This is a genomic window from Burkholderia sp. MSh2, from assembly GCF_000731655.1.
Taxonomy (GTDB): Bacteria; Pseudomonadota; Gammaproteobacteria; order Burkholderiales; family Burkholderiaceae; genus Burkholderia; species Burkholderia paludis.
The window spans coordinates 1-23,563 of the sequence record NZ_JPGM01000038.1 but is presented as its reverse complement, the minus strand read 5'-3'; the positions used below and the strand labels follow the sequence as shown (position 1 = coordinate 23,563).

The 23,563-nt window shown below is 65.6% G+C and carries 19 protein-coding genes and 4 pseudogenes; 15 read left to right on the top strand and 8 right to left on the bottom strand.

Translation table 11 applies throughout. From position 1 onward, the window contains the following. The first annotated feature begins 45 nt into the window (after nucleotides 1-45). On the top strand, nucleotides 46-834 hold the full coding sequence (locus GQ57_RS23765) for an AraC family transcriptional regulator (RefSeq protein WP_031400688.1): 789 nt from the start codon (nucleotides 46-48) through the stop codon (nucleotides 832-834). A 22-nt stretch (nucleotides 835-856) separates the two neighbouring features. Here GQ57_RS23765 and GQ57_RS23760 read toward each other — a convergent pair whose 3' ends face one another. Further along, nucleotides 857-1,639 carry an AraC family transcriptional regulator gene (locus GQ57_RS23760; RefSeq protein ID WP_031400687.1) on the bottom strand — a complete coding sequence of 261 codons (783 nt, stop codon included), beginning with the start codon at nucleotides 1,637-1,639 and terminating at the stop codon, nucleotides 857-859. Between the two features lie 360 nt (nucleotides 1,640-1,999). Here GQ57_RS23760 and GQ57_RS23755 point away from each other — a divergent pair, with 360 nt between their 5' ends. From GQ57_RS23755 to GQ57_RS23710, 10 genes are all read left to right on the top strand, one after another. Beyond that, nucleotides 2,000-4,192, top strand: a complete 2,193-nt coding sequence (locus tag GQ57_RS23755; RefSeq protein WP_034199190.1) for a TonB-dependent siderophore receptor — start codon at nucleotides 2,000-2,002, stop codon at nucleotides 4,190-4,192. A gap of 493 nt (nucleotides 4,193-4,685) precedes the next feature. Then, a complete protein-coding gene (locus GQ57_RS23750) occupies nucleotides 4,686-5,312 on the top strand; it encodes a TetR/AcrR family transcriptional regulator (RefSeq protein WP_031400685.1) in 627 nt (208 codons plus the stop codon). A 41-nt stretch (nucleotides 5,313-5,353) separates the two neighbouring features. Then, entirely contained in the window at nucleotides 5,354-7,558 is a 2,205-nt protein-coding gene (locus tag GQ57_RS23745) for a TonB-dependent siderophore receptor (protein WP_235215117.1), read from the top strand. Beyond that, complete coding sequence (locus GQ57_RS23740) at nucleotides 7,555-8,376, top strand: energy transducer TonB (protein WP_052001456.1); 822 nt, start codon at nucleotides 7,555-7,557, stop codon at nucleotides 8,374-8,376. The genes GQ57_RS23745 and GQ57_RS23740 overlap by 4 nt, the downstream gene beginning before the upstream one ends. 18 nt (nucleotides 8,377-8,394) lie before the next feature. Further along, nucleotides 8,395-9,135 carry a MotA/TolQ/ExbB proton channel family protein gene (locus tag GQ57_RS23735; protein WP_031400682.1) on the top strand — a complete coding sequence of 247 codons (741 nt, stop codon included), beginning with the start codon at nucleotides 8,395-8,397 and terminating at the stop codon, nucleotides 9,133-9,135. After that, nucleotides 9,135-9,548: an ExbD/TolR family protein gene (locus GQ57_RS23730; protein ID WP_034199189.1), complete on the top strand. Its 414-nt coding sequence runs from the start codon at nucleotides 9,135-9,137 to the stop codon at nucleotides 9,546-9,548. The genes GQ57_RS23735 and GQ57_RS23730 overlap by 1 nt, the downstream gene beginning before the upstream one ends. Further along, nucleotides 9,545-11,476: an extracellular solute-binding protein gene (locus GQ57_RS23725; RefSeq protein WP_031400680.1), complete on the top strand. Its 1,932-nt coding sequence runs from the start codon at nucleotides 9,545-9,547 to the stop codon at nucleotides 11,474-11,476. Before GQ57_RS23730 ends, GQ57_RS23725 begins: the two co-directional genes overlap by 4 nt. Further along, the gene (locus GQ57_RS23720) at nucleotides 11,473-12,522 is read left to right on the top strand and encodes an ABC transporter permease subunit (RefSeq protein ID WP_034199188.1); all 1,050 of its coding nucleotides are present in this window, start codon (nucleotides 11,473-11,475) and stop codon (nucleotides 12,520-12,522) included. Before GQ57_RS23725 ends, GQ57_RS23720 begins: the two co-directional genes overlap by 4 nt. 14 nt (nucleotides 12,523-12,536) lie before the next feature. Next, on the top strand, nucleotides 12,537-13,637 hold the full coding sequence (locus GQ57_RS23715; protein ID WP_034199187.1) for an ABC transporter permease: 1,101 nt from the start codon (nucleotides 12,537-12,539) through the stop codon (nucleotides 13,635-13,637). Beyond that, on the top strand, nucleotides 13,634-15,286 hold the full coding sequence (locus GQ57_RS23710) for an ABC transporter ATP-binding protein (protein ID WP_034199186.1): 1,653 nt from the start codon (nucleotides 13,634-13,636) through the stop codon (nucleotides 15,284-15,286). The genes GQ57_RS23715 and GQ57_RS23710 overlap by 4 nt, the downstream gene beginning before the upstream one ends. Before the next feature lie 164 nt (nucleotides 15,287-15,450). On the opposite strand, the gene GQ57_RS23705 is transcribed toward GQ57_RS23710, so the two are convergent. Beyond that, nucleotides 15,451-16,419: an alpha/beta fold hydrolase gene (locus tag GQ57_RS23705; protein WP_235215116.1), complete on the bottom strand. Its 969-nt coding sequence runs from the start codon at nucleotides 16,417-16,419 to the stop codon at nucleotides 15,451-15,453. A gap of 176 nt (nucleotides 16,420-16,595) precedes the next feature. Between GQ57_RS23705 and GQ57_RS23700 the strand changes: the two genes are divergently transcribed. The 3 genes and pseudogenes from GQ57_RS23700 to GQ57_RS43830 all read left to right on the top strand — a co-directional run. Further along, the gene (locus GQ57_RS23700) at nucleotides 16,596-17,039 is read left to right on the top strand and encodes a winged helix-turn-helix transcriptional regulator (RefSeq protein ID WP_031400675.1); all 444 of its coding nucleotides are present in this window, start codon (nucleotides 16,596-16,598) and stop codon (nucleotides 17,037-17,039) included. Nucleotides 17,040-17,328: 289 nt separating this feature from the next. Then, the gene (locus tag GQ57_RS23695) at nucleotides 17,329-18,639 is read left to right on the top strand and encodes a serine hydrolase domain-containing protein (RefSeq protein ID WP_052001455.1); all 1,311 of its coding nucleotides are present in this window, start codon (nucleotides 17,329-17,331) and stop codon (nucleotides 18,637-18,639) included. A 25-nt stretch (nucleotides 18,640-18,664) separates the two neighbouring features. Next, nucleotides 18,665-18,966: pseudogene (locus GQ57_RS43830) on the top strand (transposase); the annotation flags it as partial. Between the two features lie 411 nt (nucleotides 18,967-19,377). On the opposite strand, the gene GQ57_RS23690 reads toward GQ57_RS43830, so the two are convergent. The 6 genes and pseudogenes from GQ57_RS23690 to GQ57_RS40025 all read right to left on the bottom strand — a co-directional run. Next, nucleotides 19,378-20,520: a branched-chain amino acid ABC transporter substrate-binding protein gene (locus GQ57_RS23690; protein WP_407638598.1), complete on the bottom strand. Its 1,143-nt coding sequence runs from the start codon at nucleotides 20,518-20,520 to the stop codon at nucleotides 19,378-19,380. A gap of 113 nt (nucleotides 20,521-20,633) precedes the next feature. Then, nucleotides 20,634-20,831 (bottom strand): annotated as a pseudogene (locus tag GQ57_RS40030) (ABC transporter ATP-binding protein); the annotation flags it as partial. 155 nt (nucleotides 20,832-20,986) lie between these two features. Beyond that, a complete protein-coding gene (locus tag GQ57_RS23685) occupies nucleotides 20,987-21,454 on the bottom strand; it encodes a hypothetical protein (RefSeq protein WP_034199185.1) in 468 nt (155 codons plus the stop codon). Continuing rightward, nucleotides 21,451-21,723, bottom strand: coding sequence for a DUF746 domain-containing protein (locus tag GQ57_RS44415; RefSeq protein WP_152603334.1), 273 nt, complete (start codon nucleotides 21,721-21,723; stop codon nucleotides 21,451-21,453). The genes GQ57_RS23685 and GQ57_RS44415 overlap by 4 nt, the downstream gene beginning before the upstream one ends. Before the next feature lie 240 nt (nucleotides 21,724-21,963). Next, nucleotides 21,964-22,164: a hypothetical protein gene (locus tag GQ57_RS41990; protein WP_152603333.1), complete on the bottom strand. Its 201-nt coding sequence runs from the start codon at nucleotides 22,162-22,164 to the stop codon at nucleotides 21,964-21,966. A gap of 707 nt (nucleotides 22,165-22,871) precedes the next feature. Next, nucleotides 22,872-23,213: pseudogene (locus GQ57_RS40025) on the bottom strand (IS5/IS1182 family transposase); the annotation flags it as partial. Here GQ57_RS40025 and GQ57_RS40020 point away from each other — a divergent pair. After that, nucleotides 23,203-23,412, top strand: a pseudogene (locus GQ57_RS40020) (integrase core domain-containing protein); the annotation flags it as partial. The pseudogenes GQ57_RS40025 and GQ57_RS40020 sit on opposite strands and share 11 nt — an antisense overlap. Nucleotides 23,413-23,563 lie beyond the last annotated feature (151 nt).

Sequence of the window (23,563 nt, the reverse complement as noted above, 5' to 3'; positions counted from 1 at the left end):
TTTTGTCCGTTACTGAACAGTCCGTACTCACGCCTCTGATCCCGGATGAAGGAATTCCTGCTCAATCGCTATCCGCATGAACGGCGGCGCCTGCCGCGCCCCGTGATCGTGCGCACCCTCGCCTACGAGAACGGCCAGCACGAGCCGCGGCACCAGCACGAGTTCGGCCACGTGATCCTCGCGCTGCGGGGGGTCGTGCGGGTGCTGACGCCGTCGCGCAGCTGGACGCTGCCGCCGTCGCGCGGCGTCTGGCTGCCGCCGAGCATCGACCACGAGCTGCATGCGGTCGGGCGCCTCACGCTGTGCACGGTGAGCGTCGAGCCGGACGCCACGCCGTGGCACTGGCCGACCGGCCGCGTGATGGCGATCGACTCGCTGATCCGCGAGCTCGTCACGAACATGCAGCGCGACGGCTACGACTACCCGCCCGACGGCAGCACCGCGCTGTCGGTCCCATTGCTGCTGAAGCTGCTGGAGGAAGCGCCGCCGCTCGGCGAAGGCGGCTTGCCGCTGCCGCGCGACCCGCGCCTGCTGGCGATCTGCGAGCACATGATGACGGACCCGGCGAACGACTACACGCTGGACCGCTGGGCCGACGAGATCGGCACGAGCAGCCGCACGCTCGCGCGGCATTTCCGCGACGAGACGGGCATGAGCTTCGGCCACTGGCGCCAGCACATGCGCGCGGCCGAGGCGATGACGCGGCTCGCGCACGGCGCGAGCGTCGCGTCCGTCGCGCTCGAGCTCGGCTACAGCACGCCCAGTGCGTTTACCGTGATGTTCCGGCGGCTGTTCGGCCAAGCCCCCCATCAATACCTGTCCGAAGGGCGCTGACGCCGGACGAGGCTAACCGTCGCTACAGCGCGAGATAGCGCTGCGGCGCATCGCCGGCGACCTGCCGGAACATCGCGATGAACGCGCTCGGCGTGCTGTAGCCGAGATCCCGCGACACCTGCGCGACCGTCTGGCCCAGCGTGAGGCGCGTGATCGCCTCGGCCACGCGCATCTGCTGGCGCCACGCGACGAACGTCAGCCCCGTCTCGGCATGCAGCCGCCGGGCCAGCGTGCGGCCGCTCGCGCCGAACTGCTCGCCCCAGAAGTCGAGCGTGAGATCGCTCGCGGGGTCGTTCATCATGTGTTCGCAGATCGCCAGCAGGCGCGGATCGCGCGGCAGCGGCACGCCCGGTTCGGGCAGCGCCGGCGTCTCGGCCATCACCTTCAGCAGCAACGGCGCCGACAGCGCGGCGCGGCTGCCGCGCGCGTATTTCTCGCCGTCCTCGGCAAGCGTGACGGCCAGTTCGCGCATCAGCGGCGACACGGCGATCACGGCCGGCTCGCGCCACGGCCACGGAAACGCGTCGGGCTCCACATAGACACTGCACAGCTGCCCGTCGCCGACCGCGTGCAGTTCATGGTCGATGTCGGACGGCAGCCACACCGCGCGGGACTGCGGCAGCGTCCAGGTGCGCGACGGCGTCAGCACGCGCACCACGCCTTGCGCCGCGAACACGAGCTGGCCGTGGCGATGCTGGTGCCAGATCACGCGATCGCCATTCCGGTAAGGCCTGACGGACGCGACGATGTCGTGCGCCAGCGGCACGCGCGCGAGCGGATAGCGTTTGAGCAGGAACGTCTTCATCGATCGTTGTCGCGAAACCGGCCGGCAGGCCTATCGCGAATTCACCTCATTTTGTCAAAAATTCGCTATCGATTGTCAGCCTTTCTTTTCAGCGACCCGATAAGCTCCTTACCTGGCAAGGCTTCAGGGCGCATACCCTGAAACGTCGGTAATGATTCTCGTTTACGCCATTGTCGCACGGCCGGTCGGCCGTCGCGCGGCGGGAGCGAGCGGCCCGACACGCATGCCGCGGCGCGCGATGCGCGGCCGAGGGCAACGGGGCCCGTCGAAACCCGTCTACAACAACGTCCCCCGGAAACCTGTCGTGCCCGCCATCGGCGGGAGGACGTCGTGCGTCTTTTCAACAGTGGGATGAGTGCAATGAGAACAACAACGGACCGCTCGGGGGCGCTGCGCGCACCGATGACCGGATGGCGACTGCGGGCGCCGTGCGTGACGCCGCTGGCGCTGGCGATGCTGGGCATCGCGTCGCCGTGCGTGCGGGCGCAGACCGCCCCGGGCGCGAACGCCGAAGCGCTGCCGGCGGTGAGCGTCACCGCGACCGCGCAGGCCGACGCGACCACCGAAGGCTCGGGTTCGTATGCGGCGAAGCGCGCGACGATCGCGGGCAGGACGGCGGAACGGCTGAAGGAGATCCCGCGCTCGGTGTCGGTGATGACGCGCCAGCAGATGGACGACCAGAACCTGACGAGGCTCGAGGACGCGTTGCGCTACATGACGGGCGTGACGTCGGTCGCCTACGGCGACGGCACCGCGTATTTCCGCGCGCGCGGCACCCAGCTCGGCGTCGAGTTCGACGGCGTGCCGATCGCGAGCGGGCTGCAGTACAAGCAGCAGTTCGACCTCGCGATGTACGACCGCGTCGAGGTGCAGCGCGGCCCGGCCGGCGTGATCGACGGCGCGGGCGAACCGGGCGGCACGGTCAATCTCGTGCGCAAGCGGCCGCAGGACCAGTTCCACCTGTCGACCGAGACGCAGGTCGGCTCGTTCGGCAGCGTGCGCCAGATGGTCGACGTGACGGGCCCGTTGAACAAGGACGGTTCGCTGCGCGGCCGCGCGGTGCTGGTCGGCAGCGACGGGCTCGCGTCGGTCGACCGGACCCGCAACAAGAACGTGCTGGCGTACGGCGCGCTCGACTACGACGTCTCGCCGCGCACGACGCTGTCGCTGTCGGCCGCCTATCAGGTGTCGCCGGTGTCGGGCCTCGACTACGGCGCGAGCGGCGTCGTCAACGCGTCGATGACCGCACTCACCGGGCGCGTGCCGGGCGCCTATACGCAGAACTTCAGCCCGAGCTGGAACTACTCGTATACGTCGATGCAGGAGGTCAGCGGCAATCTCGTGCACCGCTTCGCGAACGACTGGACGTCGTCGACCACGCTGTTCTACCGCCACGAACTGACGAAAGGCTATTACGCGTATGCGGGCCCCGGTTCGCTGCCCAACGGGCTCGCGCGGTTCGGCGATCAGCGGCAGCGCAACACGTTCGACTGGTTCGGCGCGGACACCAACGTGTCGGGACCCGTCAGGCTGTTCGGGCAGACGCATACGCTGACGTTCGGCGCGAACTACACGGTGATGTCGACCACGGCCCATTCCGGCTATGTCGCGCTCAAGGGGCCGTACGGCGGGCTTTACAACCTGTTCGACCCGAACGCGGTGCCGGCGGTCGACGTGCCCTACACGTACGGCGAGAACGACCGCACCGTGCAGTACGGCTTCTATGCGCAGGCGCGCATCCGTCTGGCGGATCCGCTGACGCTCGTGCTCGGCGGTCGCGAGGCGTTCGTGCAGACGCGTTCGCAGACGCTGCTGCCGACCGTGCAGGACTGGACGACCGGCGCGCAGATCGACCACCGCTTCCTGCCGTCGGCGGGCCTCGTGTGGGACGTCGCGCCGTGGCTGGCCGCGTATGCGAGCTACTCGCGCTTCGTGACGCCGCAGTCGGAGACGTTCTACGGCGGCGGCGGCCTGCCGCCGCGCACCGGCGAGCAATACGAAGTGGGCGTGAAGGGCAGCTTCCTCGACGGCCGGCTCGACGCGACGGCCGCGCTGTTCCGGATCAACGACAACAACCGCGCGGTGAGCGACCCGTGGCACCCGAACTTCTCCCTGGCGGAAGGCCACGTGCGCGATCAGGGCGTCGAACTCGAGGTGACGGGGCAGCCGGCGCCGGACTGGAACGTCTATGCGGGCTACACGTATCTGGATGCCCAATACGACAGCGGCAGCGACGCCTACCTCACGGACGGCACCGATCCGAAGCACCTGTTCAAGCTGTCGACGAAGTACACGTTCTCGCGCGGCCTGCTGCGCGGGGTGTCGGTCGGCGGCGGCATGCTCGCGCAGACGCGCATCACGCGCGGCGTCGAACAAGGTGCGTACGCGATTTTCAATGCGCAGCTCGGCTACCGCATCAACAAGCATCTCGAGGCGTCGCTGCAACTGAACAACGTGTTCAACCGCGACTACTACATCCGGCCGCCGAGCCGCTTCTACAGCGTGTTCGGCGACAAGCGCAACGTGATGCTCACGTTGCGGTCGGATTTCTGACGACCGGCGTGAACGAAGCGGCGCGACGCGCCGCTTCGTCGGCGTGAAGTAAGGGCGGCACGCGCAAGGCGGGCCGCCCCGGCGCCCGCCGTCATGCGACGGCGGCACCTTCGTCCGGCCGCGCGCCCCGGCAACCCGACGCGGGTGGCATGCGCGGAGGCCGGCGAGAGACGGTGCCCGGATGCGCCGACGATGTTCATCGGGGCTCCTTCCGCCCCCTCATTTGCGGCACCGAACCCGCTCTCTCCTCCCGCCTTGCGCGCGTTCCACCGCCTCCGCGAGAGGGGCGACTCCACGCCGCCGCGCAATCGCGTCAACCGGACGACCGGATTCAAAAACAGTACGCTCGTCCGAAATCCGGATCTTAGTATGTGACGATATATCCTTGGACTGGCTTTGGCAGGGTCACTAAGATGCCGAGCGTACTGTTTTATTTTCGTTCGAATCGACGTGCCGCGTCGGGCAAGCTCCGGCACCGGTACGCCTCAGCCCTATGACCCTACTCACGTCCCCCGCCACGGGCCGCCAGCGACGCCCGCAAAGCGAACGTCGCGCCACGACCCGTCAGGCACTGATCGATGCGACGCTGCGATGCATGAACGAAATCGGGCTCGCCAGGACATCGATCACCGAGATCTGCAACCAGGCCGGGTTCTCCCGCGGCGCGCTGCTGCATCACTTTCCGCACAAGAACGACCTGCTCGTCGCATCGTACGTCGAGTGGCTGGAAGGCAAGCTGACCTCGCTCCAGCAGCGGATTCACAGCGCAGCCTCCGTGCGCGAGGAAGTCGCCGCCTGGCGCATCCAGATGCAGGAGACGTTTTCGATGACGCAGGAGTTCTATTGGGCGCTGCGCAACGACGAGGATCTTCGGGAACGCTTCAACGTCGCGCTGCTCACGCATTCGATCGGCGCGGACGTGAGCACGCACCTGCCGGGCACGTCGATCGACAACGCCGCAACGCCCATGCTCACCCGCTACGTGATCGCCTGCTTCATTCGCGGCTTGTGCTTTCAGGAACTGTTCGTACGGGATCGATCCATTCCGGATCAGGCATTCGACCATTTCGTCGAGATGCTGAGCGCCTTCGTGGAGCGGCACCCCACTTCTCAAACGTGATGTTCAACATCGGCTGATCCGATCTGGATTCAAATCGAAAAATGAAATTTCAATATATCGCACTCCTGAATATAAAAGACAGGAAATTCAGGATCCACGTGTTGTCCGCGCTGATGCTGGGCGCCGGATCGCTGTCGCTTGCGCACGCCGAGACCGACCCCGCTCCGGCCGCCGCCTCGACCCCCGAGACGCGCGACCCGTCCGGCAAGGGCGCTCGCCAGGATGCCGACAAGGCCAGGAGCCTCCCCACCGTGACCGTGAACGGCGCGCGTCGCCAGGCGCCGCAGGTGTCGAGCGGCGCGCTCGGTACGCGCTCCGACCTCGAAACGCCGTTCTCCACGCGTGTCGTGAAGCAGCAGGACCTGGAGGATCGCCAGGTCAAGGCGCTTGGCAAGGTCTTCTCGGAAGATGCAGCGGTCATGTCGCTCGGCGACACCTACTCGTTCAATGCCTACTCGATCAACGTGCGCGGCATCGCCCTCGACGATTACAACGGCTACAAGATCAACGGGCTGCCGTTCTACATGACGACGGTGGAACTGCCGGTCGAATCGTTCGACTCGATCCAGTTGCTCAAGGGCTCGTCCGGTTTCATGTACGGCTTCGGCGCCCCGGGCGGCATCATCAATTTCGTCACGAAGAAGCCCACCGAAACCTTCACGTTCAGCGCGGACGTCGGCTACAGTTCGGACAGCGTGTTCAGCGAGCACATCGATACCGGCGGCCGCTTCGGCCCGGAACACATGTTCGGCTATCGCTTCAACATCACGCACGAGCAGGGCGATACCTACAACGGATCGCATGTGCTGCGCAATTCGGAATCGCTGTCGCTCGACGCGCGCCTGGCAAACGGCCTGACCTGGACGTTCGACGGGATCTACCAGTCGCGCAAGGTCGAAGGCGGCATCCAGGATCTCACGCTCGATTCGTATACGAGCAAGGCGCTGCCGAATGCGCTGAGCGGCCGTACGAACCTGTCCGCATACAACGACACGTGGTTCAATTCGAACGTCTACTTCGCGACGACCGGCCTGCACTGGCAAATCAATCCCGTCTGGCAGGCGAAAGTCGACTACAGCCACAGCAAGGACGAACGCAGTTACTCCGGGCAATGGCTCGGGTTGCTCAATGAACAGGGCGACTTCGATACGTTCCTGAATCGCGCGCGCGGCTCGTCGATCTACGATCAGGTGCAGGCCACGCTGGAAGGCAAGTTCTCGACCGGCCCGGTCGATCATCAGGTCGTGGTCGGTGCGTCCGAGCAATGGCTCAGCAAGAAGACCGTGCCCGCGGCGCTCTACACCGACATCGGCGCGAACAACCTCTACCAGCCGATCGTCACGCACACGTGGAACGGCACGTATGACTACGGCCTCCAGTTCGACAACTTCAGCTCGCAGCAGAAGTCGGTGTTCGCAAGCGACACGCTGAGTTTCCTGAAGTACTGGTCGATCCTTGCCGGCATCCGCTACACCAGCTATCACCAGTCGTCGCTGACCAAGCCCGGCGCCACGGCCAGCGTCTATACGCTCACGCCCACCACGCCCACGCTCGCGCTGATGTTCAGGCCGCGCAACGACCTGCTGTTCTACGCAAGCTATGTCGAGGCGCTCGAGGACGGCGGGACCGCGGGCCCGACCTATGCCAACGCATATGAAGTGCTGTCGCCGCTCAAGAGCAAGCAGTACGAGGTGGGCGTGAAATACGACGGCAGCAGGGCCGGCGCCTCGGCGGCGCTCTTCCGGATCGAGCGTGGCGCGGAATACGGCAACGCGCAAAACGTCTATGTGTCGAACGGCTCCGAGCGTATCGAGGGCCTCGAGCTGAATGGCCGCGTCGACCTGCCTGCGGGGTTCCGCATCTCGGCGAGCGCATCGTGGCTGTCGGGCACCTATACCGAAACCGAGGCCGATCTCGTCGGCAAGCGCATCGAGGGCATCCCGCGCTGGCAAGGCGTGCTGCAGGTCAGCGATCGCATCCCGGGCCTGCCCGGCGTGACCGCGAGCGCCGAGGCGCACTATTTCGGCAACATGAAGGCCGATGCGCTCAACCAGTATGTGCTGCCGAGCTACACGCTCTTCAACGCCGGCCTGAGCTACCGCACGACGATCGGCGGGCATGGGGTCACGCTGCGGGCCGAAGTCGACAACCTCTTCAACCGCCACTACTGGGGCTTCCTGCAGTCCGACTACATCTTCGTCGGTCAACCGCGCACGGTGGCGCTGAACGCGAGGTTCGACCTGTGAGCGCCGTGCACCTGTCATGGAACGGCCCGATGCCGGGCGAGCGCCGCCGGGCGACGTATCTCGCGCTCACGACGCCGCGCCGGGAAACGCACGCCCACGATGCGGCTCGCTCGCGGGACCATCGAGCACGCACACCGGAGGCGCGCGGCCCGCGCGACGCCGCCGCCGTTTCGCCGCGCACCGCGCTCGCATGCGCGCTGGGCGCGGCGGCGCTGCATGCCGCACTGGTCTGGACGTGGCTGCACGCGCCGGCACCGGCGAGCAAGCCGCTCGTCACGCCCCCCATCGCACTCGAGATGACGGCGCCGCCCGAGCCGTTGCCGCAGGCGCCGAAGGCCGCCAGCGTCACGCCGCCGAAGCCGCTGCCGCAGGCGCGCAACGCCCATCCGCCCCGCCCGCGTCCCGCGCCCGCACCCACGCCGCTCTCCAGCACGCCGCCGCCCCCGGCGGCGGCGCCCTCGCCCGCTCCGGCGGACACGGCCGTGGCGGCGCCGCCGGCGGCGCCGCGCGCAATCGCGACGCCGGCCGCCGAGAAAACCACGCTGCCGGACGGCAATGCCGACTACCTCCGCAATCCCGCGCCCGCCTATCCGGCCATCGCGCAGGACTACGGCTGGCAGGGCAAGGTCGTCCTGCACGTGCACGTTCTCGCGAACGGCACGCCCGATCAGGTCGAGTTGCGCAGCTCAAGCGGACATCGCGTGCTCGACGACGCCGCCGTCACGGCCGTGCGCCGCTGGAGCTTCGTGCCGGCCAGGCGCGGAACGACACCCGTCGACGGCTGGGTCGACGTTCCCCTGAATTTCCAACTTGACTGACACATCAGGAGCTCGAACATGAATTCGCTCACGCTTACCGTCATCGTGCAGGGCGCGCTGTGGTCGCTCGGCCTCTTTTCCGTCGCCACCTGGACGATCATCGTCATCAAGACCGTCCAGCATGTCCGCGCGGCGCTGGCCGACGGCCGCGCCAGCGCATCGCTCGCCGACGCGAACGGCCTGCGCGAAATCGCCGCGCGGCCGCTGCCGGCCGGCCCCAAGGCGCGGGTCACGCAAGCCGCCCTCGATGCGCTCGCCGACGCGCACGCCTTCCCCGGCGAAACGCCGGAAGATCTGTGGAGCCGTCAGGACACGCTCGAGCGCCAGCTCGCACGGCAGATCGGCCACGAACGCCGCCGTCTCGAACATTCGCTCGCATGGCTTGCATCGGTCGGCAGCGTCGCGCCGTTCGTCGGCCTGTTCGGCACCGTGTTCGGCATCATCCACGCGCTCGGCGCGATCTCGAACGCGGCGTCGGCCAGCATCGACGTCGTGGCCGGCCCGATCGGCGAGGCGCTCGTCGCCACCGGCATCGGCATTGCGGTGGCCGTGCCTGCCGTGCTTGCCTACAACGTGTTCGTGCGGCGCGTGAAGGTGGTCGTGGCGCGCCTCGACGACCACGCAGGCGATCTCTACGCGCTCGCGCAGCGCGATCATTTCCGTCTCGCGCGCGACGGCGCGGACGCCGCCGGCACGGCCCCGTCGCGCGCGGAACGCGGCGCGGCGTCGTTCGTTCGCGCGCAGGAGGCCACCGCATAATGGCCTTTTCCTCTTCCAGCCAGGACGACGACGTCCTCAGCGAAATCAACATCACGCCGCTCGTCGACGTGATGCTCGTGCTGCTCGTCGCGTTCATCGTCACCGCGCCGCTGCTCAACAAGGCGATTCACGTCAATCTGCCGAAGACCGAAGCCACGGCCTCCGCCGATCCCAGGAAGCCGCTCGCGGTGAGCGTCGATGCCGCCGGCGCCGTATGGTTCGACAAGCAGCAGGTGCCGCTTGCGCAGGTGGAAAGTCAGCTCGAAGCGCGCAAGCGGCAGGACGCCGATCTCGCGGTCTCGCTGCAGGCCGACGAAACCGTGCCGTACGGGCCCGTCGCGAAAGTGATGGGGGCGATCCAGCATGCGGGCATCGCGAAGCTGTCGCTGGTCACGCAGCCGGGGCATCCATGACACGCCCCGGCCGCTCGTTTCCGCGTCATCCACGTCGTGCCGGCCGCCGTGCAGCGTGGCGGATCGCGGCGTGCATTGCGCTATGCGTCGTCGCGCCGGCCCGGGCCGCGATCGCGCCCGCCGCGCCTCCCGCGCCGGCGCCCGGCTGGCGGACCACGCTCTCCGAATTCGGCGACGCCCGGCCCGGCTCCGCGTTGACGCGCTTTGCCTACGCCGATCCCGCGCCGCCTCGCGACGGCACGCTCACGCTGTCCAACTACGGGGAAGTCTCGTCCTACGATTCGTTGAACCCGTTCCTGCTGCGCGGCAATGCGGCGCCCGACCTGCTCAATCTTGCATTCGAGACGCTGATGCAGCGCAGTCTCGACGAGGTCGGCGTCCAGTACCCACTGCTTGCCGACCGGGTCGCGGTGGCGCCGGACGGTCTCTCGGCCACGTTTCATCTCGACCCGGCCGCCCGCTTCTCGAACGGCGACCCCGTCACCGCCGACGACGTACGCTACTCGTTCGAATGCCTGACGAACCCGGCGACATCGCCCGTCTACAGCAGCCGCTATGCGCTGATCCGCGACGCCGTCGTGGTGGACGCACACACCGTTCGCTTCGAGTTCCGCCGCGCCGATCGTCGCGCGGCGCTCACGGCGGGCGATCTCTACGTATTTTCACGAAACTGGGGGCGTACGCCGGACGGCGGCACGCCGCGCTTCGATCAGCTCGCGACGGTCGAGCCGCTCGCGAGCGGCCCCTACGTGATCGCGTCGCGTGCAGGCAACCGCGAGATCGTCTATCGGCGAAACCCCCGCTACTGGGGCGCGAATTTGCCGGTGCGGCGCGGCATGTTCAATTTCTCGACGATACGCTTCCGGCTCTACAGCGATCCGTACGCGCCGCTGCAGGCGTTCCGCGCGGGCGAAATCGACGCGCTCTTCGAAGGCAGCGCCGAACAATGGGCGCACAACTACGATGGCCCGGGTTTCGCGAACGGCACGCTCCGCAAACGCGAATTTCCCGAATACGGCATCAACAGTGCGCAAGGCCTCATCTTCAACCTTCGCCGCGCGAAGTTCCAGGACGTGCGCGTGCGCGAGGCGATCGGGCTCGCGCTCGATTACGAATGGATCAACCGCAACATGTTCTACGGGCAATACACGCGCAGCCGCAGTTATTTCGACGGCAGCGAGTTTGCGGCCACGGGCGCACCGGGCAATGCCGAGCTGGCGCTGCTCGAGCCGCTGCGCGACGCGGTGCCGCCCGTCGTGTTCGGGCCGTTGCCGCCGCAACCCGACACGTCGGCCCCCAACGGCCTGCGGCGCAACCTCGCCAGGGCCGAAGCCCTGCTCGCGAGCGCGGGCTGGCAGTACCGCGACGGCGTGCTGCGCAACGCGGCCGGCGCGCCGCTCGCCGTCGAGTTGCTCGACGACGGCAGCGGGATGGAGCGCATCCTGATGATCGTGGTGCGCAACCTGCGGCGGCTCGGCATCGACGCGCGCGTGCGCATCATGGACCAGGCCGTCATCAACGAGCGGCTCAAGCATTTCGACTTCGACATGACCACCATGGGCTATCGCCCGGCCAGCATTCCGGGCGCGGAGCTTGCGCGCCGCTTCGGCAGCGCGGCGGCACGCACGCCCGGCTCGGAAAACTATGCGGGCGTGGCGTCGCCCGCGATCGACACGCTCATCGACGCCGTCCAGCGCGCGCCGTCCGAAAGCGCGCTGGTCGCGGCAACGCGTGCGCTCGACCGGGTGCTGCTCGGCGAACACATCATGGTGCCGGAATGGCACATCACGCATGCGCGCATCGCGTGGAATGCGCGCATCGCGCCGCCGTCGAGCGTGCCGCGGCAGTACGGCTGGGCCGACTGGGTCATCGGCTGGTGGCATCCGCAAGCGGGCGCGCCGCTGCGCAACGACGGAGGCCGCTCATGATCGCGTACATCGGCCGCAGGCTGCTGCTCATGGTGCCGACGCTGCTCGGCGTGCTGACCCTCACTTTCATCATCATGCAGTTCGTGCCCGGCGGCCCCGTCGAACAGGTCATGGCGCGCCTCCAGGGGACCTCGCTGCACGGCGAAAGCACGAGCGGAGGCGGCGGCTATCACGGCAATGAAGGCGTCGATCCCGCGCAGATCGCGGCGATCAGCCACGAATTCGGCTTCGACGCGCCGCCGCTCACGCGCTACGTGCGGATGCTCGGTCGCTACGCGCGCCTCGATCTCGGCCAGTCGTTCTTCCAGCATCGGTCGGTATGGGACCTGATCGTCAGCAAGCTGCCCGTCACGGTCGCGCTCGGCGGCTGGTCGCTCGCGCTCACCTACCTGATTTCGGTGCCGCTCGGCATCGCGAAGGCCCTGCGCCACGGCACGCCGTTCGACGTCGCGACGAGCATCGCGTTGCTCGCGGGATACGCCATTCCCGGCTTCGTGCTCGGCGTGCTGCTGCTGATGCTCTTCAGCGGCAACCTGTTCCTGCACGTGTTTCCGCTGGGCGGCCTGGCGTCGGACGGCTACGACCAGCTCGCCTTCGGCGCCCGCATCGTCGACCGTCTGTGGCATCTGGTCCTGCCCGTCACGGCGGCGGTCGCGGGCAATCTCGCGGTCGTCTCGCTGCTCACGCGCAACGCGTTCCTGGACGAGCTCACGCGTCAATACGTGCTGACCGCCCGCGCGAAAGGCGCGTCGCGCCAGCGCGTGGTGTGGCGACATGTGCTGCGCAACGCGCTGATCCCGCTCGTCACCGGCTTTCCGGCCGCGTTCGTCGCGGCATTCGTGAGCGGCAGCCTGCTCATCGAAACGCTGTTCTCGCTCGACGGCGTCGGCCGGCTCTCGTACGACGCCATCATCGGCCGCGACTATCCGGTCGTGCTCGGCGCGTTGTTCGTGTTCACCGTGGTGAGCCTCGTCGCGAAGCTCGTCGGCGACATCGCCTATGCGCTGATCGATCCACGCATTCATTTCGGCGGCAACGCCCCCTGACCCCTTCGTCCATCATGGCTGCCATCACCCCTCTTCGACCGCCGGCGCCGCGCCTTGCCGTGGCCCGTTTCGCGCCGACCGCCCGCACGGCGAGCTTCTGGCGGCGCTTTCGCGCGCACCGTGCCGGCTTCGCCAGCCTCGTCGTGTTCGCCGCGCTGTTCGTCGCGAGCCTGTTCGCGGGCTTCATCGCCAACGACCGCCCGCTTCTCGTGCGATACGACGGCGAATGGCTGTTTCCCGCGGTGCGCACGTACCCCGATACCCGATTCGGCGGTACGTTGCCGACCGAAGCCGACTATCTCGACCCGTTCATCCGCGAGCAGTTCGGCCGCGACGGCAATCTCGCGCTCTACGCGCCCGATCACTATCGCTACGACACCGTGAACTATCACGCGGCCACGCCGTTTCCCGCGCCGCCCTCCCGGGAGAACTGGCTGGGCACCGATGCGTTCGGCCGCGACGTTTTCTCGCGCGTGCTCTACGGCTTTCGCAGTTCGATCCTGTTCGCGCTCGCGCTCACGCTCTCCGGCGCGCTGCTCGGCGTGCTCGCCGGCGCGCTGCAGGGCTATCACGCGGGACGCGTCGATCTCGTCGGGCAGCGCTTCATCGAGATCTGGAATGCGCTGCCCGACCTCTATCTGCTCATCATCCTCTCGTCGATCTTCGAACCGAGCCTGCCGCTCCTCTTCGTGCTGCTCGCCGCGTTCGGCTGGATCACGCTGTCCGACTACGTGCGCGGCGAATTCCTGCAAAAGCGCTCGCTCGATTACGTGCGCGCCGCGCGCACGCTCGGCCTCTCCGACCGGCAGATCATGTGGCGGCACATCCTGCCCAACAGCCTCACGCCCGTCATCACGTACCTGCCGTTCCGGATGAGCACCGCCATCGTCGCGCTCACGAGCCTCGACTTCCTCGGCCTGGGGGTGCCGCCGCCCGCACCGAGCCTCGGCGAGCTGCTCGCCGAAGGCAAGAACCATCTCGACGCATGGTGGATCTCGGCCACGGCGATCGCGGCACTCGTCATCACACTGCTCCTGCTCACCTTCATCGGCGACGCGCTGCGCGATGCGCTCGCCGTCCGGAAGCCGGGCGCCCAGGGTTCGTCACGCACATGAATACGCCCGTACTGGCAGTGGAAAACCTGCGGATCCGCTTCGGCACGCACCCGGTGGTCAAGGGTCTCGACCTGTCGATCGGGCGCGGCGAACGGGTCGCGCTTGTCGGCGAATCGGGGTCGGGCAAGAGCCTCACCGCGCTCGCGATGCTCGGCCTCGCCGACGGCGCCGCGGTCAGCGGCAGCGTGCGCCTCGACGGGAAGGAACTGCTCGGCAATACCGAGGCAGACTGGTGCGGCGTGCGCGGGCGCGACATCGCCATGGTGTTCCAGGAACCGATGACCGCGCTGAATCCGGTGTGGAGCATCGGCCGGCAGATCCGCGAAAGCCTCCTTCTGCACGCGGGCCTGCGCGGCGCGGCCGCGCGGGACCGCGCCATCGCGCTGCTGCGCCGCACCGGCATTCCCCAGCCCGAGCGCAAGCTCGATTGCCATCCGCATCAGTTGTCCGGCGGGCAACGCCAGCGCGCGATGATCGCGATGGCGCTCGCCTGCCGGCCGCGCCTGCTGATCGCCGACGAGCCCACCACCGCCCTCGATGCCACGACCCGCCAGCAAATCGTCGACCTGCTGATCGGATTGCAGGAGGACGAATCCGGGCTCGCGGTGCTGCTGATCACCCACGACCTGCACCTCGTGCGCCGCTTCGCGCACCGCGTTGCCGTCATGCGTGACGGCGAGATCGTCGAAAGCGGCGAAACCGGCGCGCTGTTCGCCGCGCAGCGGCATCCGTACACGCGGATGTTGTTCGGCAGCGTGCCGGCGCGCACGCTCGCGCCGCTCGCGGCCGACGCGCCGCGCGTGCTGGAAATCGACGGGCTCCGCGCGGGCTATCGTCAGCGGGCACGCGGCTGGCGCGGCGTGTTTCGCAGCGATGTGTCGCCGGTGCTCGACGGCATCGATCTCCATCTGCGCGAGGGAGAAACGCTCGGCGTGCTCGGCGAGTCGGGTTGCGGAAAGTCGACGCTCGCATCGACCATCCTCGGCCTGTTACGGCCGCTCGGCGGCACCATCGGCTTTGCCGGGCTCGACCGCGCGCAGGCGTCGTCGCGGATGTCGTCGCGGATGGCGCGTGCGGCCCACGTGCAGATGGTGTTTCAGGATCCGTTCGGCTCGCTGCCGCCGCGCTTGACGGTCGGCGAGATCGTCGGCGAAGGGTTGACGCTGCATCACCCGCACCTGACGCCCGATGCGCGTCGCGCGCGCGTCGCCGCACTGCTTGCCGAGACCGGCCTGCCGGCCGACGCCGCCGCGCGCTATCCGCACCAGTTCTCCGGCGGGCAGCGTCAGCGTATCGCCATCGCGCGCGCGCTCGCCGTCGACGCACGCATTCTCGTGCTCGACGAGCCCACCAGCGCCCTCGACGTATCGGTCCAGCGCACCATCCTCGCGCTCCTGGTCGACCTGCAGCGCCGCCACGGGCTCAGCTACGTTCTCATCAGCCATGACATCGACGTGCTGCACGCAACCGCACATCGAATCGCGGTCATGCAGAACGGGCGCATCGTCGAAACCGGCGAGACGCTTCAGACGCTGCATTCCCCTCGACATGCCTGCACCCGGCAGCTCGTGTCGGCGACGCGCGATCGGCGTGACCTGGCCGCACTCTCCGTGATGGCCTCCCGTCCGGAGCCGGAACGCTGCGGATGACCGCACGAGCGCGCTGACATACGCCCACGGGAGGCGCCCAAGGTGGCATGCGGCGCCTGTCACGTCCGTGGACCTTCCCGTGGCTCGCCGCCGCGCGGCAGACGGCGCGACGGAGAGGGCGTCGACGCTTCGATGCATGGCGTGCTCCGCGAGGAGCGGCGGCGTCAGGCCGACAGGGTGCCGTGGAACCGCTCGATGTGCGCGGCGATGACTTCACCGTGGTCTTCCAGCGCGAAATGCCCCGTTTCCAGCACATTGAAATCGACCAGCTTCAGGTCCCGCTGATACGGATACGCGCCGGATGGCGGGAAGATGGCGTCGTTCTTGCCCCAGACGACGAGCGTCGGCGGCTGATGCGCGCGGAAGTACGCCTGCCATGCCGGATAACGCCCCGGATTGCTGCCGTAGTCGTACAGCAGCGCCAGCATCGCGTCCTTGTTGCCGGGCCGCTCCAGCAGCGCACGCTGCAGCAGCCAGCTGTCGGGGTCGATCCGCTCCACGTCGCGGACGCCGTGGGTGTAGTTCCACTCCAGCGCCGCCGCGGACATGCCGGCTTCCCGGATCTTCTCGTAGCGGGCCGGGGACGGGTCCCGCCACAGTTCGCGCACCGGCCCCCAGAAACTGTCGGGCAAGCCTTCCTCATACGCGTTGGCGTTCTGCACCACCAGGAACGACACCCGCTCCGGTCGCCGGCTCGCGATGCGCAAGCCCACCGGGCCGCCGAAATCCTGCATGTACAGGCCGTACCGGTCAAGGCCCAGTTGCTCGGCAAACCGCTCGATCACCTCGGACAGCCGGTCGAACGTATAGGAAAACGCATCCGTCGACGGCGCGTCGCTGTGGCCGAAGCCGGGGTAATCCGGCGCAACGAGATGGAAACGATGCGACAGCCTCGCGATGAGATCGCGATACATGAACGAAGAGGCGGGAAATCCGTGCAGCAGGAGCAGCGTCGGATGCGACGGATCGCCGGCCTCGCGGTAGAAAATCTTGAGATCGTCGACGATTGCGGTGCGGTAATAGGTCATGAGCAGACTCGTCCAGGGCAGCAGGTCGGGAAACAGGCGGGATTGCGGGTCGATCGGCAGCGGGCGCCAGCGCAATGTTCCAGGTACGCCGGGATGCGGTTGCATCTTGAAACCATTTGCTTTGTAGCAGACTTGGTTTTACTATGCAACCGAATTTTCATGAGCAACCAGGATGTGCCGAAGGCGGGATGCGAAGACGTCCGGCCGGAGGCAATCGAAGCGCGGCGGACGATATTCCGGGGACGTTCCGGGATCGGAAGCGGCGCGAGCAGGAGAAGCCGATGGTCAAGCGCACCAGCCACAAAGACGCCAGTTGCCCGGTGGCGCGCCCCCTCGACGCCATCGGCGACTGGTGGTCGCTGCTGATCGTCCGGGATGCCTTCGACGGCCTGACCCGTTTCGGCGAGTTTCAGAAAAGCCTGGGGCTGGCCAAGAACATTCTGTCGACACGACTGCGCAACCTGGTGGAACACGGCATTCTGGAAACCGTGCCGGCGTCCGACGGCAGCGCTTATCACGAGTACGTCCTGACGGACAAAGGCCGCGGACTGTTTCCGCTGCTGGTGGCGCTCCGTCAATGGGGCGAAACGTATTTCTTCGATCCTGAAGAGACGCACGTGCAATTGGTGGATCGCCGACACGGGAAGCCCGTGAAGCGTCTGGAACTGCGCTCGCAAGACGGCCGCCTGCTCGGCGCGCAGGACACGGTCGTCAAGCGGGGATGAGCGCCGGGGCGGCCCGCGCGGATCGTCGATGCCGGGGTGTCGGAGCGCCGGGCGACGCAAGTCCGCGTGTCGTGCCGTCGCGGCGATTTGCAGGCATGACGTGCGTGCCGTGATCGCGCGCCGCCATCTGCACCGCGCCATCCGTATCTGAAACACCCTGCAATCGCCGCCTCGCAACACGTGTCAACGCCACGGCGCCGCACATCGTTTTTTGCAAGCCGGCATTGCGTTCGGGCCTGCCCCGAGCAAGCAATCCGCGCCCCGATCATGACCCCGGAGAAGTCCTGCCGTGAATACCGTTCGCTGCCTTGCTTGCGCGCTTTCCCTCGTCGTGGCCGCCCCGCCCGTGCCGGCCAGTGCCGGAAACGGACACGGTGCGAATCCTGTCTTCTCGCCGACGGGCCCGGACGCAGCGGCCTACGGCGAGAACCTCGACTATCCGGTGGGATCGCCCCTGCTACGCCAGCAGAACATGGTCGGAAATTACGCTCACTTCGACAGCCTGCATCCGTCGCATGTCGTTGGAAAAGCCGCAACGCCTTCGACACTCGAGCGCGCACCGGCCGAACTGGGCGTGACCTATCGATACGACCGGCGTTCGCTGACCATCGACGACTATCTGGCGCGCAACCCCACAACGGGCCTGCTGATTGCAAGAGACGACACGATCCTGTTCGAGCATTACCAGTACGGGCGCACGGATCGGGATCGCTTGCAGTCGGACTCGATGGCAAAGACCTTCGTCGCGATGCTTGTGGGCATCGCCGTCGCGGAACACAGGATTGCGTCCGTCGACGACAAGGTGCAGGCATATGTGCCGGAGCTTCGGAACACCGGGATGGGCGCGGTACCGATTCGCGCGCTGCTCCACATGGCGTCCGGCATTGCCTTTACGCAAAAGTATTCCGGATCCGACGACGATACGACGCTGCATCGGCTGCTGTTCTCGCCCGCCGGCCCCGGCCCCGTTGCCGCGATCAAGCAGTTCAACACGCGGGTTGCGGAACCGGACAGCGTGTTCAACTACGCCAGCCTCGACACCGAAGTGCTGGGTGTCGTGCTGACCCGCGCCACCGGCATGACCCTTTCCGACTATTTGCAGACGCGCATCTGGCAGCCGATGGGGGCGGAAGGCAACGCGAGCTGGATCACCGACGACACGGGGCAGGAAATCGCCAACTGCTGTCTCAATGCCACGCTGAGGGACTACGCCCGGTTCGGGCTGCTGCTTGCGCACGCCGGCCGGTTCAACGGCCGGCAGATCGTTCCGCGACAGTGGGTGCTGGATGCCACCCGGCCCGTCGCGCCGGGCTCGTATCTCGCGTTGGGCCGTGGCGATCTTCCGGGAGGCTATGGATACCAGGTTTGGCTGTTGCCCGGGTCGCACGGGGCGTTCGCGCTGGAAGGCATCCACGGACAACGGATGTTTGTCGATCCGGTGTCCGGTTTTGTCCTCGTTCATACCGCGGTTCGCACGGAGGCCATGGGATCGCCGGGAGAAACCGAACTCCGTGCGCTATGGAACAGTTTGATCGGGCAGGACGACAAGGCGGCGCCGAACCAGATCGGGGATAGCGGGTTGCCGGTTGGGGGGGCCTGACCGGAAGTGTTTGAGGCAGTACCGGATTCGACCGGTGCGAGGGATACCCCGGCGACCGCGGCAACGCCTGGACAAAGTCCATGTGGACAAGGAATACGACTATGCGCATTGCCGGGAATCGTTGAAGCGACGCGCATCACGACACGCATCGCTCGTCGTCGTATCGAGAGCAGCAAAAAGCTCGGTCGTCACCGCTGGGTTGTCGAACGTACCCATGCGTGGCTGGCCGGCTTCGGCAAGTTGCGTATCCGCTTCGAACGGGAGTTCGATACTCATGTCGCGTTGCTCGCATCGGCTTGCGCCGTCATCTGCTCACGATTCGTAGATGCGGGAAATACGCCGTCAGCGTCTCGCGCAGGCTCATCAAACGCGCGTTGCCTTGAGTTCAGGAGATTGAATTTATCGAACTTGAAATCCAACGCAATCCTTACGTTGCCCCGGCGTCGGGGCGTTCAAGCTTCGTGTCATCGACACTCACGCCGCTTGGGCACATAGTCCATTGGAACGCACCGCAATTGTCATCGATCCCTGCCTTACCATCGAACGTATCGAATGGTTCGTTCGAAGCGATCGGGAGTTTCCGACCATGAAGGGACAATCGGTTGTCGCCGTACAAGATGTACGCCCCTCGAAACGGGTGGTTTACCGACCTCCAGACAATTCAAAGACACTCCAAAGGTCGAATAAACCTTCGACCTTTGGAGCGTGATTTATGTCAAGACATGAACCAACGCTTCGTTACATCGACACCTTGTTGATGAATGTCCTCTTGCCATCCTTGTAGGTGTAGATCGAAATAACACCGTGCTTCAGGTCGCCCTTTGCATCGAAAGTCGTTTCACCGATCACGCCCTTGTAGTCGCTCTTCGGCATGGCCGCGAGAACCTTGGCCGGGTCGGTCGAGTTTGCACGCTTCATTGCATCGACGATGATGTAGACGGAGTCGTACGTATACGGCGAATACAGCACAACGTCCTGGCCGAAACGCTTCTTGTACTTCGCCGCGAACGCCGCACCGCCCGCCATCTGATCGAGGCCGACCCCGGCCTGCGAGCAGACGATGTTGTCGGCCGCCGCCGCGCCTGCCAGATCGGCGATACTGGCCGTGCAGACGCCATCGCCGGCGAGGATCTTTGCCCGCAGGCCGAGTTGCTTGGCCTGCTTTGCAAATGCACCACCCGTCGCGTCCATCGAGCCGATCATGATGGCGTCGGGATTCTCGCCCTTGATCTTTGTGAGGATCGCACGGAAGTCAATCGCCTTGTCGTTCGTCGCATCATGCGACACAACGTTCAGTCCGTCGGCCTTCGCCGCCTTTTCGAACTCCTGAGCCAGGCCCTGACCGTATGCGGTCGAATCGTCGACGATGGCCACCTTCTTGACTCCCATCGACTTGGCGGCATAGCTCGCGAGCGCCGGCCCCTGCTGTGCATCGGTCGCAACGACGCGATAGGCCGTCTTGAAGCCTTGCTGCGTGTAGGTCGGATTCGTCGCCGACGGCGAAATCTGCACGATTCCGGCATCGCTGTAGATTTTCGACGCCGGAATCGACGTGCCCGATGTTTCGTGACCCACCACACCAATGACCTTGTCGTCGACGAGCTTCTGCGCTACTTGCGTCGCCTGCCGCGGATCGCCTGCGTCGTCTTGCGGATCGAGTTGCAGCGTGACCTTGTTGCCGGCGATCACGAGACCCTTCGCATTGATCTCCTCGATCGCAAGGCGAGCACCGTTTTCGTTGTCCTTGCCCTGGTGAGCCGAGCCACCCGTTAGCGGAGCGACGTGTCCGATCTTGACAATCGTATCGGCCGAAGCCGTATTGCAAAGTGCAAAAGAGAGCGCTGCGGCTGCGGCACAGCCCGTAAGAAGCGATTTGTACATTATCGATATCCCTTGTTGGGTCAGAATTGACTGGCACTACAGGTACAGCAGGACCGAAGCGGTCCGTTGACACAGCCCGCGCCGGCAGGCGCGGGCAGCGTGACAGCATAGCGTTACTCGCCCGGATACGCACCCCGTCCCTTCGGATCGTCAGCCACCTGCATCGCATCGCTTTCCATCGCGACCATGCCCGAATCCATCACGTAGCCACGGTCGGCCGCCTGCAGCGCGAGGCGCGCGTTCGGCTCGACGAGCAGCACCGTGATGTCTTCCTTCGAGATTTCGCGCATCACTTCGAATAGCGTTGTCACGGTAGCGTGAGCATGTCCAGAAGGTGCGCGAGCGCGGCCCGCGATTTCATGCCGCGGGCGGATTCCGGGGAAATTCGGTGAATTCACGTCACGTCGAGAAGCGTGCGGCCAAACGCCCCCACGCTGGAATTGCACGCGCTCGGTTTCCGCGCGATTCACTCGGCGAGCAGCCATACCTCTCCAACCTGGCTAGCTGGTATCGGCGACTGCAACGCAGATCGAGCAAACTCGGCCGTCTTCTCCCAAGACTCCTGGTAAAGAGACACCGACACGTTCGCGACGACCTCATCGAAGCGCGACATAACCTCTTCCATCGCCAGCAAGCTCGCTTCGTCGAGGTGCCAGTCCTTTCCAGAGGCTACCGCATGAACGGATTTCTCAAGCGCCGATTCCGTCTCCAACAGTCGTGGAATATCTCCATCGCCATAGCTTCCGTCAAGCATGAAGAAAAGCATGTACAGCACGCGCAATAGTACGCACAACGTTTCGGCGCTACCATATCCGCTACGCATCGCGGCAAGCGACATGTGGTTTTCAAGCGATATACTTCGCACCAGCGCCAAGGGCAACGGCAAAAGCATTGTCTTTGCACTCGCTTCGTGCGCCATACGTTTGTTCATCATGCGTTCCCGCCAACCAGCTCGATGCGCCCACCTCGTCCGGTCACCCGGCGACGTATTGAAAACCGCGAGGCGCAACCCGAACCCGACCATCTCCGTCCGTCGGAACGCTTCATCGCGCGGCTTCCACCCAACGGGCAATGTGATCGATCGACACGATCCTTCCCGAGTCGAATACGCGCCGACAACCCGCTGCCTGGCTCCAATTGAGCCAGAAATTTTATGAATGTATTACGCCAGCGTGCAATTACATCCGTCTCCACGCGGATCATCCCGGCACCTTAAGCAACATGAGACCGGCAATCTCCTTTGTCAGCACTTCATGCTTGGTTTTTTAATCATCAATGCAGTCTTTCACTTGGCGCGGGCCGGTCATTCGGCAGGCATTCTTCATAAAAAATGCAACCACCGAAGCGATTGCGAAATATACTCGATTCCGGGTGTATCGGGCACCGCCAAAATCTCTCTAATAGAACCAGTTCAACGAGTCGGGAGCCAGCGACGCCGTATTGTCAAGCTTGACCGGTTTTGGCCGACACGCGCCCGGACAGCGTCTCGCCCGAGCGCGACTGCGTGGCACTACCCTTGGCGCGCAATTCTGTCCCGACGCCGGCAAGCATCGAAATCTTCGACGTCCCGATCAGTTTTGCGTGACTCGTATGAAGAAATACGCTTGGGTAAATCCTGCCTTCTTTCCACTTCGGCGCGTTCACGCTCGCGAGCTCGTTTGGGGAGCAAGGACTGCGGACGCTGGCGATCTCACGACTGAACGTAACAGTCCGGACAGATTGGCGAACGATCCTACCAGCGCGTTACTATCGCGACTGTCAAGAAAGTTCAGGCCACTGCTTGTATCGCTTTCCAACGGAGCATGAACCCGGGCGGGGCCGCGCTGACTCTTGTCCCGTGTCGATGGCGCGTTTCCAATCGCAATCAGCCTGTTGTTGACCAGACATGCGCGAGTTGACCGACACTGCAACACCGGGGTGGATGCTCGTCCATTTGAGCGAATCGCAATTCCGTGCCCTGAACCAGGTACGCGCTGGCCTCGATGCTTCGGCACCAATCCGGCCGGTTTCCGAGGCGACGTAGTGCAGTTGAAAGACACTTTTTGCGATGTCGATTCCAGCACGCGTAGCACTCACTCTGGATCGTCCGGTTGTCGGGAAATGCGTGCATTTTCCACCTGGGCACATCGATGCCGTTGGCCCGCGAGGATCCACTGCCCTTTGATCTGCATTCGCGAGCGGGACGCGTTCATATCGCTAGTTCAAAAACCCGGTGGGGAAACCACTTACGTTCCCGGCAGGCCGTTACTCCTGGTTGCCTGAATCGATAAGGACGTGAAGATGAATATGCTGGTGCCGTTTGCATGTTCAAGCACCTGTGACACATACCGCTTTTGCCGTAATAGCTCAGATCAAGAATGTTGCGCCGTACGCCTCAAAATGTTCCAGCAGACGAGAGCGCAGCCAAGTTTCAAGAACGCTTCGTGAATGTCGGCTCGGCGATCGAATCGGATACGAATACGCCGGAACTTGTGGAGCCGCGAGTGTGCCCGTTCGACTAGCCTGCGGAATTCGGCCGGGTCGCTGCCATGTTCAGTCCTGCGTCGCGCGATCACCGGCCTGATGCCACGATCACGCAAGCGCTGGCGATAGGTGTCCGGGTCGTAGCCGCGATCGCCGTGGATGACCGTGGGCTCGCGAAGTGGTCTGCCGCGCGTGCCGCGAATCGGGGGGATGGCGTCGACCCATGGCAAGGCCGAACGCTTCGTCCAGTCGGCGCTACGCGAGCGGGCCTACGCATGGACGTACCCAAGCTCGGCCCATCGTATTGAAGCCTTGGCGAGTTGGCAGCATCACTGCAACCGGCATCGCGCTCATGGCGCCATCGGCGGTGTCGCGCCGATGGCCAGACTTCCCGCGCCGAGAAACAACCTCTCGACGCTTCACGGCTGATATGACTCCCGCTGTCAATTGGGATCGGTTTTCAGTTCTCGCTGAGAGGTTCCATTCGAATTTCCTGAGGGCGGCGTAGCAGTACGTCTCGACGGTGGATCACGCTGATATCCGCGGATTGGCTACCGCATTACAGAGGTCCGCCCGATGA